Source organism: Pseudomonas syringae CC1557, assembly GCF_000452705.1.
Taxonomy (GTDB): domain Bacteria; phylum Pseudomonadota; class Gammaproteobacteria; order Pseudomonadales; family Pseudomonadaceae; genus Aquipseudomonas; species Aquipseudomonas syringae_F.
Genome location: NZ_CP007014.1, coordinates 3024724 through 3041212, shown reverse-complemented (window position 1 = coordinate 3041212; position 16489 = coordinate 3024724). Strand labels below are relative to the sequence as shown.

Annotated in this window: 1 pseudogene; it reads left to right on the top strand. The window is 61.1% G+C overall.

The features are described 5' to 3' along the window. The first annotated feature begins 10 nt into the window (after window positions 1–10). Window positions 11–16421 (top strand): annotated as a pseudogene (locus tag N018_RS25770) (amino acid adenylation domain-containing protein). Window positions 16422–16489 lie beyond the last annotated feature (68 nt).

The window sequence follows — 16489 nt, the reverse complement described above, 5'->3', positions numbered from 1 at the left end:
AGAGAAAGATGTGCAGCTTGCCGTAAAGGGCGACCAACTGGTCGTCAGCGGCAAACGACAGTCCCTCACGGAACCAGCCGTGCTGGCGATGTTGCGCGAGAACAAGGCCGCGTTGATCGAGCTGATCAATGCCGGCGAATATTACAGCGGCAAGGCCGATGAAGTGGACGTTCCTGCCCAGGCGATTGTGCCGGGCTGCGAGCGCATTACCCCGGACATGCTGCCGTTGATCGAGCTCAACCAGGCGGCCATCGAAACCATCGTCGCCCGCGTCCCTGGCGGCGCGCCCAATGTGCAGGACATCTACCCGCTGGCGCCGTTGCAGGAAGGTATTCTTTATCACCATATCGCCGCTGAGCAGGGCGATCCTTACGTACTGCAGGCACAGTTCACGATTGCCAGCCGGGAACGTTTAGACGAGTTCGCCACGGCCTTGCAGCAGGTCATCAATCGCCACGACATATTGCGCACCAGCGTGGTCTGGGAAGGCCTGGACGAGCCAGTGCAAGTCGTGTGGCGCAAGGCTGATCTGGTGCTCAGCGAAATCACCATTGACCCTGCCGCCGGCCCCGCCAGCGAGCAATTACAACAACGCTTTGATCCAAGGCATTATCGCCTCGATATCAGCCAGGCACCCTTGCTACGGCTGGCCTTCACCCACGATTTGGTCAACCAGTGCTGGGTGGCGATACTGCTGTTTCACCACATCGCCATCGACCATGCGGCGCTTGACCAGGTCCATCATGAAATCCATGCGTATCTGTACGGTCAGGCCCACACCCTGGGCGAGCCGGTGCCGTATCGCAACTACGTGGCCCAGGCCCGGCTCGGCGTCACGAACAAGCAGCACGAAGGGTTTTTCCGCGAGATGCTCGGCGACATCGATGAACCCACGTTGCCGTTCGGCCTGCACGATGTGCGCGGTGACGGCCATGGCATCGAAGAGGCGCATCAGCCCCTGCCTGCCGAACTGAGCCAGCGCTTGCGTGCTCAGGCGCGATTGCAGGGAGTGAGTGCGGCGAGTCTGCATCACCTCGCCTGGGCACGGGTGCTAGGACGTCTATGCGGGCGTGACGATGTGGTGTTCGGCACTGTGCTGCTGGGTCGCATGCGCGGTGGCGAGGGTGTTCGCCGGGCCTTGGGGATGTTTATCAATACGTTGCCGTTACGGGTGGACGTGGGTGAGCAGGATGTATGCGCCGGAGTCAAGGCGACCCATGCGCGTTTGACAGCGTTGCTCGGCCACGAGCACGCCTCGCTGGCGTTGGCCCAGCGTTGCAGCGGTGTAGCCGCACCGACGCCACTGTTCAGCGCACTGCTCAACTACCGCCACAGTTCAGCCGGAGCGACGACCGATCAGGAAGTGACCGATAAGGCCGATCAACGCTGGGAAGGGATCGAGGTGAGGGGTGGCGAAGAACGCACCAACTACCCGTTGATTTTATCCCTCGACGATCTTGGCGAAGGATTCAGCCTTAATATTCAGGCTGTCGCCGGTATCGGTGCCCAGCGGGTTTGCGGGTATATGCAGACGGCGCTGGAAAGCCTGGTGCATGCACTGGAGCAGACGCCGCAGGCGCCGTTGAACAGCTTGCCTATCCTGCCGGCCGACGAGCGTGAGCAGTTGCTGGTGGATTTCAATCACACCTCGCTGGATTATCCGCAGCAGCAGACCATCCATGGCCTGTTTGAAGCGCAGGTCGAGCGCACCCCGCAAGCGCTGGCGGTGATTCACGGCGAACAGCGTGTGACCTATCGCGAGCTTAACGAGCAGGCCAACCGCCTGGCGCATGCCTTGCGCAAGCAGGGCGTTCAGCCGGATTCGCGGGTCGGGATCTGCGTTGAACGCGGCGCCGAGATGGTCGTCGGTCTGCTGGCGATCCTCAAGGCGGGCGGCTGTTACGTGCCGCTCGATCCGGCGTATCCGGCCGAACGTATTGCTTATATGCTGCAGGACAGCGCTCCGGCAGCGGTGCTGGCTCAAACCGATACCCAGCGTTTGCTGGCCGATGTTTCGGTGCCTGTGATCAATCTTGATCTAAGCGATTGGCAGGACGAATCCGTCCAGAATCCACAGGTTCCGGGGCTGACTTCTGCGCATCTGGCTTACCTCATCTATACCTCGGGCCTCCACTGGTCTGCCGAAAGGCGTAATGATCGAACACCGCAACACCGTTAACTTTCTGACGTGGGCGCTTAAGGCCTTCGACGCCGGCACAGATAGCTCGGCACTGGAAAAAACGCTGTTCTCCACTTCGCTGAACTTCGACCTCGCGGTCTACGAATGCTTTGCGCCACTGACATCGGGCGGCAGCATCGAAGTGGTCAGGAACGTGCTGGAACTGCAACACGGCGAGCACGATATCGGCCTGATCAACACCGTACCGTCGGCGCTTAAAGCGTTGCTGGACGTCAACGGCCTGCCGGAATCGGTGCATACCGTGAACGTGGCCGGTGAAGCGCTCAAGCGCAGCCTGGTTGAATCACTGTTCGAGAAAACCGGCGTGCAGCGCCTATGCAACCTCTATGGCCCCTCGGAAACCACTACCTACTCAAGCTGGGTAGCGATGGATCGCGAAGAGGGTTTTGCAGCTCACATCGGCAAACCGGTCGGCAACACACAGTTTTATCTGCTGGATGAGCAACAGCAGCCTGTCCCACTGGGTGTTGCGGGTGAAATCTACATTGGCGGTGCCGGTGTTGCCCGTGGCTACCTGAACCGTGACGACCTCACTGCCGAGCGCTTCCTGAAGGATCCGTTCAGCCAAAACCCAGCAGCACGCATGTACCGTACCGGCGACCTGGGGCGCTATCTGCCAGACGGCAATATCGAATACCTGGGCCGTAACGACGATCAGGTGAAAATCCGTGGTTTCCGTATCGAGCTCGGTGAGATCGATGCACGTCTGGCCAAACACCCGGCCGTCCACGAAGCCGTAGTGACCGCTCGCGAAGATGTGCCGGGCGACAAACGCCTGGTGGCTTATTACAGCGTCCAGTCCGCGCAAATGGAACCGAGCATTGACAGCTTGCGCGGCTGGCTGCAGGAACAACTCCCGGCCTACATGATCCCTGTGGCCTACGTGCGTCTCGACGCAATGCCGCTGACTCCGAACGGAAAACTCGACCGCAAGGCGCTGCCAGCGCCGGAAATTGACTCACTGATCAGCCGTGGCTACGAAGCCCCAATAGGTGAAACCGAAACGCAGATCGCGGTTATCTGGCAAGGCTTGCTGGGCGTTGAGCAGGTCGGCAGACATGACAACTTCTTCGAACTGGGCGGACACTCACTGCTGGCCGTCAGCCTGATAGGGCATATGCGTCAGTTGGGCCTGAGCGCCGACGTGCGTGTGCTGTTCGGCCAACCGACGCTGGCTGCGCTGGCAGCGGCAGTCGGTGGCAGCACTGAAGTCGTGGTCCCAGCCAGTCTGATCACCGAGGACTGCAAGCGCATTACGCCTGAGCTGCTGCCGTTGATCGACCTCACCCAGGTGCAGATCGATCAAGTCGTGGCCACCGTGCCGGGTGGCGTGGCGAATGTGCAGGACATGTATCCGCTGGCGCCATTGCAGGAAGGCATTCTTTATCACCACCTGGCCGCCGAAATCGGCGACCCCTATGTGTTGCAGACTCAGTTCGTCTTTGATAACCGCGAACGCATGGACGCCTTTGTTCAAGCTCTGCAAACGGTTATCGACCGTCACGATATTCTGCGCACCAGTGTAGTGTGGCAAGGCCTTGAGTCACCGCTGCAGGTGGTCTGGCGCAAGGCACAATTGCACCTTGAAGGGCTCGAACTGGATCCGGTGAACGGTGATATTGGCGCGCAACTGCACGGCCGCTTCGACCCGCGTCACTACCGTCTGGACCTCGGTCAGGCACCGTTGATGCGCGTGGCCTATGCCGAAGATCCGCTCAACCAGCGGATTTGCGCGATATTGCTGTTTCACCACATGGCCCTGGACCACACTGCGCTGGAAGTGGTGAAGCACGAAATACAGAACTGCTTGCTCGGCGAAGCCGAAGCCTTGGCAGCGTCGGTGCCCGTGCCGTATCGCAACTATGTGGTCCAGGCACGCCTTGGTGTCAGCCAGGATGATCACGAAACGTTCTTCCGCGACATGCTTGGCGATGTCGACGAACCGACCCTGCCGTTCGGCCTGCTGGATGTGCAGGGCGACGGCAGCCACGTCAAGGAAGCCAGCCTCGCGCTGGACCCTCAACTGAATCTGCGCCTGCGGGCTCAGGCCCGGCAGCAGGGTGTGAGCGCCGCCAGCCTGGTGCATTTGGCCTGGGGCCAGGTGCTCGGCACTGTGTCGAGCAAGCGTGACGTGGTGTTCGGTACGGTGTTAATGGGCCGTATGCAGGCCGGTGAGGGCGCCGAGCGCGCCTTGGGCATGTTCATCAATACGTTGCCACTGCGCGTGGATGTCGGCGCGATAACAGTGGTCGAGGGTTTAAAAGCCACTCACGAGCGACTGACGGCTTTGCTCGGTCACGAGCATGCACCGCTGGTGTTGGCCCAGCGTTGCAGCGGTGTTGCCGCACCGACGCCGCTTTTCAGCGCCTTGCTCAACTACCGCCACAGTGCGGTGGGCAGCGTGTCCGAGCAGGCGGTCCAAGCCTGGAACGGTATTCATGTTCTTAACAGTGAAGAACGTGCCAATTATCCATTGAGCTTGAGCGTCGATGACTTTGGCGACGCTTTCAGCCTGAATGCACAGGCTGTGGCCGGCATCGATGCCCGGAGCATCTGCGATTATATGCAGACCGCCTTGGGCCATCTGGTCGAGGCCCTTGAATCCGCGCCGGATTCAGCGGTTTGCAACCTGCCGGTGGTGCCGGAAACCGAGCGGCAACAACTGCTGTTGGCGTTTAACGACACCGCGCAGGACTACCCACAACAGCAGACCGTGCACGCCATGATCGAGGCCCGGGCAGCCAGCGCGCCCGAAAGTGTAGCGGCCCAGGTGGGCGAACATTGCCTGCACTACGGCGAGATGAACCAACGCGCCAACGCACTGGCCCATCACCTGATCAATCTCGGCGTCGGTGTCGATGATCGTGTGGCAGTCATGGCCCGTCGTGGTCTTGACACGCTGGTGGCCATGCTCGCCGTGCTCAAGTCCGGCGCAGGCTATGTCCCGGTCGATCCATCGCACCCTGACGAACGCATTGCCTATCTGCTGGCCGACAGCGCACCCAAAGTGCTGCTGACCCAGCAGGCCCTGATCAGCCGTGTGCCGGAAACGGCTGTGCCGGTCATCGCCTTTGACCGCCCTGAATGGCCGCAACGCCTGGAAAACCCGCAGGTGGCCGGGCTCAACGCCACACATCTGGCTTACGTGATCTACACCTCCGGCTCCACAGGCCAGCCAAAGGGCGTGATGGTCGAGCACCGCACCCTCGGCAACCTGATCGACTGGCATTGCCAGACTTTCGAACTCAAGGCTGGCAGCCACACCGCCAGCGTCGCGGGCTTCGGCTTCGACGCGATGGCCTGGGAAGTCTGGCCAGCACTGTGTGCCGGGGCGACCTTGCACCTGCCGCCTGCGGACGTGAGCAATGAACAGCTGGATGCGCTGCTCGACTGGTGGGTTGCCCAGCCGCTGCAGGTGGCTTTCCTGCCGACGCCGGTCGCCGAATACGCCTTCAGCCGCGACCTGTCTCACCCCACCTTGCGTACGCTATTGATCGGTGGCGACCGTCTGCGCCAGTTCCAGCGCGACCCGGGCTTCACCGTCATCAACAACTATGGTCCGACCGAGGCCACGGTGGTCGCCACCTCCGGGCGCTTGTTGCCCGACGGCAGCCTCGACATCGGCACACCGATTGCCAACACCCGTGTGTACCTGCTCGACGAACATCAGCAACTGGTGCCGCTGGGTGTGGCGGGCGAGCTGTACGTCGCCGGAGAAGGCGTGGCGCGGGGTTACCTGAACCGGCCGGAAATGACCGCTGAGCGCTTCCTGCGTGACCCGTTCCACGCCAACGCCGACGCAAGGATGTACCGCACCGGCGACCTGGCACGCTGGAACGCCGATGGCACTCTCGATTACTTGGGGCGTAACGATGATCAGGTGAAGGTTCGCGGCTTACGCATCGAACTGGGCGAGATCGAAGCGCAGCTAAGCCGATTGCCGGGTATCGAAGAAGCGCTGGTACTGGCACGAGAGGACGTACCAGGCGACAAGCGTCTGGTAGCCTATGTCACCACGCAGCAGCCTGAAACCGTGCTCGACATTGAACACTTGCGCAGCCACCTGCAAGGCACGTTGCCGGACTACATGGTGCCGGTAGCTTACGTGCAGCTCGATGCGCTGCCGCTGACTGCCAACGGCAAGCTTGATCGCAAGGCCCTGCCAGTCCCCGATGCGCAATCGCTGATCAGTCGTGGCTATGAAACACCACAGGGCGAGGTTGAGACCCTGCTGGCGTCGATTTGGGCTGACATACTCAAGGTCGAACAGGTCGGTCGCCATGATCACTTCTTCGAACTGGGTGGCCATTCGCTGCTGGCGATGACACTGATTGAGCGGATGCGTCAGGTCGGGCTGAGTGCCGATGTGCGCGTGCTGTTCAGTCAGCCGACCGTTGCGGCGCTGGCAGCAGCGGTCGGCGGAGGTGCGGAGGTTGTAGTTCCGGCCAACCTGATACCCGAACATTGTGAACACATCACCCCTGAACTGTTGCCGCTGATCAGCCTGACTCAGGCGCAGATCGACCCGCGTGGTAAAGCATGTGCCAGGCGGTGCCACCAACGTACAGGACATTTACCCGCTGGCGCCTTTGCAGGCAGGCATTCTCTATCACCACATCAGTGCCGAGCAGGGCGACCCGTACACCCTGAAAGCGCTGTTCAGTCTGCGCGATCGCGCACGACTGGACGATTTCAGCCGTGCCTTGCAAGGGGTGATCAACCGTCACGATATCCTGCGCACCGCCGTGCTGTGGGAAGGTCTCGACGAGCCGCTGCAAGTGGTGCTGCGTCAGGCTGAAATGCGCGTCACCGAGTTGTGCCTCGACCCGGCAGACGGCCCGATTGATAAACAGTTACACGAGCGCTTCGACCCCCGGCATTACCGCCTTGATGTGCGTCAAGCGCCCTTGATGCAGATTGTCTTTAGCCATGATCCGCTCAACGATCGCTGGCTGGCGATGCTGCTGTTCCACCACCTGATCAACGACGCCACCTCGCTGTACGTGGTGCTGCATGAAATGCAGGCGCTCCTGCTTGGTGAGGATGCTTCTCTGGGTCGGAGCGTGCCGTATCGCAACTACGTGGCCCAGGCCCGCCTGGGTGTCAGCGAGGCGCAGCACGAAGCGTTTTTCCGAGAGATGCTCGGCGACATCGACGAACCGACGCTGCCGTTCGGTTTGCAGGATGTGCAGGCCGGTGGAGGTGACATCGAAGAGGCGAGCGTGATCCTGCCTGCTGAACTGAACCTGCGTTTGCGCGCCCAGGCCCGACACGCGGGCGTCAGCGCAGCAAGCCTGATGCACCTGGCCTGGGCGCGGGTGCTCGGCAGCGTCTCGGCCCGTGAGCAGGTAGTGTTCGGTACGGTGCTGCTGGGCCGTATGCAGGCCGGCGAGGGTGCCGACCGCGCGTTGGGCATGTTTATCAATACCTTGCCGCTGCGCGTCGATATCGGCGCGAGGCCGGCGACGGTGCCGACCGCGCGTTGGGCATGTTTATCAACACCTTGCCGCTGCGCGTCGATATCGGCGCGACAACGGTGGTCGAGGGATTGAAAGCGACCCACGGACAACTGACAGCGTTGCTGGGCCATGAACACGCGCCACTGGCACTCGCCCAGCGTTGCAGTGGCGTGGATGCCCCGGCACCACTGTTCAGTGCGCTGCTCAACTACCGGCACAGTGTGGTGAACGATGTTTCGGCCGAAACCGCCACAGCCTGGGACGGGATCGAGTCTTTCGGTGCCAAAGACCATACCAACTACCCGCTGACCCTGAATATCGATGACGTGGGCAACGGTTTCAACCTGACAGTACTGGTCAGCAGCGCCGTGGGCGCCAAACGGGTCTGTGGCTACATGCAGACCGTGCTGGAGCATCTGGTGGATGCCCTGGAGCAATTACCGTCCTCGGCCCTCGACAGCCTGCCGATCCTGCCTGCCGTCGAGCGTGAGCAGTTGCTGGTGGCGTTCAACGACACCGCACGGGACTATCCGCAACAGCAGACTGTGCATAGCCTGTTTGAAGCTCAGGTGCGTTCGTCCCCCGAGGCTTGCGCGGCAATCCACGACGATGTTGCCCTGAGCTATGCAGAACTCAACACCCGGGCCAATCGTCTGGCGCGGCATCTGCTGGGGCTCGGCGTACAGCCAGGTGACAGCGTGGCGATCCTGCTGGAACGCAGCCTTGACCTGCTCGCCAGTCAGTTGGCGGTGCTCAAGTGCGCGGCAGTATATGTGCCGCTGGACGTCAATGCACCGGCCGAACGTCAGGCGTTCATGGTTGAGGACAGCCAGGCGCGTGTATTGCTGACCCACAGTCACATATCGCTGGCAACCGCTGCGCAGCGTGTTGACCTCGACCCACTGACCCTGGATGGCCTGAGTAGCGATGATCTGACACTGCCGCAGTCCAGCGAAAGCGTCGCCTACATCATGTATACCTCTGGCTCGACGGGTGTTCCGAAAGGTGTGCTGGTGCCGCACCGGGCCATCAGCCGTCTGGTGATTAACAACGGATACGCTGATTTCAATGCTCAGGATCGTGTAGCGTTCGCTTCCAATCCTGCGTTTGACGCCAGCACCCTGGATGTCTGGGCTCCTTTGCTCAATGGCGGCTGCGTGGTGGTGATCAGGCAGACAGATTTGTTGTCTCCGCGCGACTTCCAGCGCCTGCTTCTGGAACAGTCGGTGACTGTGCTATGGATGACCGCCGGGTTGTTCCATCAATACGCTTCGGGGCTGGGCGAAGCCTTTTCCCGTCTGCGCTACCTGATTGTCGGCGGCGATGTTCTGGACCCTGCCGTTATAAACAGAGTGTTGGCGAACAATCCTCCACAACATCTGCTCAACGGCTACGGCCCGACCGAAGCGACAACCTTTTCCATGACCCATGAGATCACCTCGGTCGGCACCGGCGGTATTCCCATTGGCCGCCCGATTGGCAACAGCCAGGTCTATGTGCTCGACGCTCTGTTCCAACCGGTTGCGGTGGGCGTGGCCGGGGAGTTGTATATCGGCGGGCAGGGCGTGGCCAAGGGTTACTTGAACCGCCCGGAGCTGAATGCCACCCAGTTTGTTGCCAATCCTTTCAGCAACGACGCTGGAACTCTGCTGTACCGCACCGGAGACCTTGGCCGCTGGAACGCGGACGGCGTGATCGAGTATCTGGGCCGTAACGACGACCAGGTGAAAATCCGTGGTTTCCGTATCGAACCGGGTGAAATCGAAGCGCGTCTGGTCGAATGTTCTGGCGTCAGCGAGGCCGCGGTGCTGGCCCGCCAGGACGAGCCTGGACAAAAACGTCTGGTGGCGTATGTCGTCGGCGAAGACAGCAGCGCCTTGTCAGCGGTCGAACTGCGCCGCGAACTGGCGGCGTCGCTGGCCGAATACATGGTACCAAGTGCCTTTGTGGTGCTGGATTCGTTGCCGCTGACCGCCAACGGCAAGCTTGATCGCAAAGCCCTGCCGGTCCCGGACGCTGATGCCTATGCCAGCCGTGAGTTCGAGGCACCCGAGGGTGAAGTGGAAGTCACACTGTCGCGTATATGGTCCGAATTGCTCAACGTTGAACGCGTGGGCCGTCACGATCACTTCTTTGAGCTCGGCGGGCACTCGCTGCTGGCCGTCAGCCTGATCGAGCGCATGCGTCAGGCGGGCCTGAGTGTCGATATACGCGTGCTGTTCAGCCAGCCTACGCTGGCGGCACTGGCGGCAGCCGTCGGGGGTGGCAGCGAAATTGTGGTGCCAGCCAATCTGGTCACCGAGGATTGCCAACGCATCACGCCTGAACTGCTGCCACTGGCCAACCTGACCCAGCCACAGATTGAACAAGTCGTAGCAACCGTGCCGGGTGGCGTGGCGAATGTGCAGGATATCTACGCGCTGGCACCGTTGCAGGAAGGCATTCTCTATCACCACATGGCAGCCGAACAGGGCGACCCCTATGTGCTGCAGACCCAGTTCGCCTTTGACAACCGCGAGCGCCTGGACGCCTTCGTCCAGGCCTTGCAAAGGGTTATTGACCGCAACGACATTCTGCGCACCAGCGTTGTATGGGACGGTCTGGATTCACCGGTGCAGGTGGTTTGGCGCAAGGCGCAATTGCATCTTGAAGGGCTTGAACTTGATCCGGCAGACGGTGAGATTGGCGCGCAACTGCACAGCCGCTTCGATCCGCGTCACTACTGTCTCGATATGAATCAAGCGCCCTTGATGCGCCTGGTCCATGCCGAGGACCCGCTCAACCAGCGAATCACCGCGATGCTGCTGTTCCATCATATGGTCCTGGACCATATGGCCATGGAAGTGGTGCAGCATGAAATGCAGGCCTGGCTGCTGGGCGAGGTCGAAGCCTTGTCGGCGCCAGTGCCATACCGCAATTACGTGGCTCAGGCACGTCTGGGTGTCAGCCAGGCCGATCACGAAGTATTTTTCCGCGACATGCTCGGCGATATTGACGAACCGACGCTGCCTTTCGGCCTGCAGGATGTGCAGGGCGATGGCCTTGATATCGAAGAAGCCAGCCTGGCGCTGGATCCTCGACTCAACCTGCGCCTGCGTGCTCAGGCGCGACAACAGGGTGTGAGTGCCGCCAGTCTGGTGCACCTGGCCTGGGCTCAGGTGCTGGGCAAAGTGTCAAACAGACAGGACGTAGTGTTCGGCACCGTGCTGATGGGCCGGATGCAGGCCGGGGAAGGCGCCGATCGGGCTTTGGGGATGTTCATCAACACCTTGCCGCTGAGGGTTTCGCTGGGCGGGCAGGGCGTGCGTGACGGGGTCAAGGCCACTCATAAAGGCCTGACTGACTTGCTCGGTCACGAATATGCCTCACTGGCATTGGCTCAGCGTTGTAGCGGTGTTGCTGTACAGACACCGCTGTTCAACGCACTGCTCAATTATCGCCACAGTGGGGTCGGGAGTGTGTCCGACCAGGCCATGCAGGCCTGGCAGGGCATTCATGCCCTGAGCAGTGAGGAACGTACCAACTACCCACTGACTTTGAACGTCGATGATCTGGCCGACGGGTTCAGACTGACGGCTTTGGCAGTTTCGTCAATTGGTGCCCAACGTGTGTGCGGCTATGCACACACGGCGCTGGAAAACCTGTTGACGGCGCTGGAGCAGACGCCAGAAACGCCGTTGCACGGTTTGTCGATTCTGCCGACAGCCGAGCGCGAACAGTTGCTGCTGGCGTTCAACGACACCGCGCTGGATTACCCGCAGCAGCAGACCATTCACGGGATGTTCGAAGCACAGGTCGAGCGCACTCCGGATGCGCTAGCGGTGGTGCACGGCGAACGGCGCCTGACCTATCGTGAGCTCAACGAGCAGGCCAACCGCCTGGCGCATGCCTTGCGCAAGCAGGGTGTGCAGCCGGATTTCCGCGTCGGTATCTGTGTCGAACGCAGTGCGGGCTCCGGCAGCGGTGCTGGCGCAAACCGCTACTCAGGGCTTGCTGGCCGACGGTTCGGTGCCTGTGATCAATCTGGACCTGAGCGATTGGCAGGACGAATCCGTCCAGAATGCAGTACTGGTTCAAACCGCTACTCAGGACTTGCTGGCCGACGTTTCGGTACCTGTCATCAATCTTGATTTAAGCGATTGGCAGGACGAATCCGTACAGAATCCGCAGGTGCAGGGGCTGACTTCGGCGCATCTGGCGTACCTGATCTACACCTCGGGTTCGACCGGCCTGCCCAAAGGCGTGATGATCGAACACCGCAACACCGTGAATTTCCTGACCTGGGCGCACACGGCTTTCGACGATTCTGCACTGGAAAAAATGCTGTTCTCCACTTCGCTGAACTTCGACCTTGCGGTCTACGAGTGCTTCGCGCCGCTCACGTCGGGCGGCAGCATCAATGTGGTGAAAGATGTTCTGCAACTGCAGCACGGCGAGCACGATATCGGCCTGATCAATACCGTACCCTCGGCGCTCAAGGCCTTGCTGGAAATCGATGGACTGCCGGCATCGGTCCACACAGTGAACGTGGCGGGGGAGGCGCTCAAGCGCAGCCTGGTGGAAAATCTGTTCGAAAATACCGGCGTGCAGCGCCTGTGCAACCTTTATGGTCCTTCGGAAACCACCACCTACTCGAGCTGGGTGGCGATGGATCGCGAAAAAGGCTTCGCCGCGCACATCGGCAAGCCGGTCGGCAACACCCGGTTTTACTTGCTGGACGAGCAACAGCAGCCAGTGCCACTGGGCGTTGCCGGTGAGATCTACATCGGCGGTGCCGGTGTGGCGCGGGGTTATCTGAACCGTGACGACCTCACTGCCGAGCGCTTCCTCAACGACCCGTTCAGCCCACAGCCTGCGGCACGCATGTACCGTACCGGCGACCTTGGCCGCTACCTGCCAGACGGCAATATCGAATACCAGGGCCGTAACGACGACCAAGTGAAAATCCGAGGCTTCCGTATCGAGTTGGGCGAGATCGATGCACGCCTGGCCAAGCACCCGGCTGTCCATGAAGCGGTAGTCACCGCCCGCGAAGACATTCCGGGCGACAAGCGTCTGGTGGCTTATTACACCGTCCAGGCAGCTCACACCGAGCCGGGCATCGACAGCCTGCGCGACTGGCTGCAGGAGCAACTCCCGGTTTACATGATCCCGGTGGCTTACGTGCGTCTCGATGCACTGCCCCTGACCCCGAACGGCAAGCTGGATCGCAAGGCCTTGCCAGCGCCGAACAGTGATGCACTGATCAACCGCGACTATGAAGCCCCACAGGGCGAAACCGAAGCGCAGATTGCGGCTATCTGGCAAGAGCTGCTGGGCGTTGAACGGATTGGTCGTCACGACAACTTCTTCGAACTCGGCGGCCATTCGCTGCTGGCGGTGAGCCTGATCGGGCGCATGCGTCGGCTGGGTTTGAGCGTCGATGTGCGTGTGCTGTTTGGTCAGCCAACGCTGGCTGCGCTGGCAGCGGCCGTCGGCGGTGGCACCGAGATCGTGGTGCCAGCCAATCTGATTTCCGAGCACTGCGAACACATCACCCCGGACCTGCTGCCACTGGCTGACCTGACTCAGGAACAGATCGATAAGGTGGTCGCCAGCGTGCCAGGCGGCGTAGCGAATGTGCAGGACATCTACCCGCTGGCCCCCTTGCAGGAAGGTATTCTCTATCACCATATTGCTGCCGAGCAGGGGGACCCCTATGTGCTGCAAGTGCAGTTCGCCTTCGATGACCGTGCGTTTCTGGACGCTTTCGTCGAGGCTTTGCAGGCGGTCATCGTGCGTCATGACATCCTGCGCACAGGAGTGGTCTGGAAAGGCCTGGAATCACCCGTGCAGGTGGTTTGGCGCGAGGCGCAGTTGCACCTTGAAGAGCTTGAACTTGACCCGGCTGACGGTGAGATTGGCGTGCAACTGCATAGCCGCTTCGATCCACGGCACTACCGCCTCGATATGACTCAAGCGCCCCTGATGCACCTGGTCCACGCCGAGGACCCGCGCAACCAGAGAATCACCGCGATGCTGCTGTTCCATCATATGGCACTCGACCATATGGCCATGGAAGTGGTGCAGCATGAAATGCAGGCCTGGCTGCTGGGCGAGGCCGAAGCCCTGTCGGCGCCAGTGCCATACCGCAATTACGTGGCTCAGGCACGTCTGGGTGTCAGCCAGGCCGATCACGAAGTGTTTTTCCGCGACATGCTGGGCGATATCGACGAACCGACGCTGCCTTTCGGCCTGCAGGATGTGCAGGGCGATGGCCGTGATATCGAAGAAGCCAGCCTGGCGCTGGATCCTCAACTCAACCTGCGTCTGCGTGCTCAGGCCCGACGCGAGGGGGTCAGCGCAGCCAGTCTGGTGCATCTGGCCTGGGCTCAGGTGCTGGGCAAGGTTTCAAACAGGCAGGACGTGGTGTTCGGCACCGTACTGATGGGCCGGATGCAGGCCGGCGAAGGCGCCAGCTGGGCACTGGGGATGTTCATCAACACCTTGCCGCTGCGCGTCGATCTTGCAGGGCAGGGCGTGCGGGACGGGGTCAAGGCGACCCATGCCCGCCTCACTGCGCTGCTCGGTCACGAACATGCTTCGCTGGCTCTGGCTCAGCGTTGCAGCGGGGTTGCCGCATCGACGCCACTGTTCAGTGCGCTGCTCAACTACCGGCACAGTGCGGTTGGCAGCGTTTCAGAACAGACCGCCACGGCCTGGCAGGGTATTCACACGCTGGACAGTGAAGAGCGCACCAACTATCCATTGACCTTGAACGTCGATGACCTGGGCGACGGTTTCAGGCTGTCGGTGCTTGTGTCCGGCAAGATCGGTGCCGAGCGAGTCTGCGGGTATATGCAGACCGCGCTGGAAAGTCTGCTCGTTGCGCTGGAACATTCGCCGTCCTCGGCCCTCGACAGCCTGCCGATCCTGCCTGCCGACGAGCGCGAGCAGTTGCTGGTGGCGTTCAATGACACCGCGCTGGACTACCCGCACGAACAGACCATTCATGGGCTGTTCGAAGCACAGGTCGAGCGCACACCGGATGCTTTGGCAGTGCTCCACGGCGAGCAGCGCCTGACCTATCGCGAGCTTAACGAGCAGGCTAACCGTCTGGCGCATGCCTTGCGCAAGCAGGGCGTGCAGCCTGATTCCCGGGTCGGTATCTGTGTTGAACGTGGTTTGCAAATGGTCGTAGGCTTGCTGGCGATCCTCAAGGCGGGCGGCGGTTATGTGCCGCTGGATCCGGCTTATCCAGCGGAACGTATTGCTTACATGCTGCAGGACAGCGCACCTGCTGCCGTGCTGGCTCAATCAGCTACTGAAGCGTTACTGGCCGACGTTTCGGTGCCTGTCATCAATCTGGACCTGAGCAACTGGCAGGACGAATCCATCCAGAATCCGCGGGTGGCGGAGCTGACTTCGGCGCATCTGGCGTACCTGATCTACACCTCGGGTTCGACCGGTCTTCCGAAAGGCGTGATGATCGAACACCGCAACACGGTGAACTTCCTGACGTGGGCGCATAGCGCTTTCGGCGTCTCCGCCCTGGAGAAAACGCTGTTCTCCACCTCGTTGAACTTCGATCTTGCGGTCTACGAATGCTTCGCGCCGCTGACGTCGGGCGGCAGCATCAACATGGTGAAAAACGTCCTTGAACTGCCACACGGCGAGCACGATATCGGCCTGATCAATACCGTACCCTCGGCGCTCAAGGCCTTGCTGGAAATCGATGGGCTGCCAACGTCCGTGCACACCGTAAACGTTGCTGGCGAAGCGCTGAAACGCAGCCTGGTGGAATCGCTGTTCGAGAAAACCGCCGTGCAGCGCCTGTGCAACCTCTACGGTCCGTCGGAAACCACCACCTACTCAAGCTGGGTGGCCATGGACCGCAAAGAGGGCTTCGCCGCTCACATCGGCAAACCGGTGGGCAACACGCAGTTTTACCTGCTCGACGAGCAACAGCAGCCTGTGCCACTGGGCGTTGCCGGCGAGATCTACATCGGCGGCGCCGGTGTGGCGCGGGGTTATCTGAACCGTGACGACCTCACTGCCGAGCGCTTCCTCAAGGACCCGTTCAGCCGCAACCCGCAGCACGCATGTACCGTACCGGCGACCTGGGTCGTTACTTGCCAGACGGCAATATCGAATACCTCGGCCGTAACGACGATCAGGTTAAGATCCGTGGTTTCCGTATCGAACTGGGCGAGATCGAGACGTGTCTGGCCAAACACCCGGAAGTACAGGAAGCGGTGGTTGTTGCCTGCGAGGGCGTACCCGGCGAAACCCGTCTGGTGGCGTATTTCACAGCGTCCGATCCTGCACTGTTACCGGCAAGCAGCGCTCTGCGCGCTTACCTGCAAGAGCTGCTGCCAGACTACATGCTGCCGGCAGCCTATATGCTGCTTGATGCGTGGCCGCTGACACCTAACGGTAAACTTGATCGCAAGGCCCTGCCGGCGCCGGACAGCAGCGCACTTGTCTCGCGTGCTTACGAAGCCCCGGTGGGTGACGTCGAGATCAAGCTGGCAGCGATCTGGGCGGATCTGCTCAATGTCGAAAAGGTCGGGCGTCATGACCATTTCTTCGAACTGGGCGGGCATTCCTTGCTGGCGGTCAGCCTGATCGAGCGCATGCGTCAGGCGGACCTCGAAGCGGATGTGCGAGTGCTGTTCGGCCATCCAACGCTTATTCAGGTGGCTGCCTCGGTAGGCAAGGTCAAGCGGTTGGAGGTGCCGCAGACGAAAATTCCGACATTCAATCGCAAACGTCGTATCTGAAGCTGCGGTAATCGCCCGCCCGATCAGTAAATGATCGGGCGGTTGCTTTCCACCTTGAGGCGCTTGAA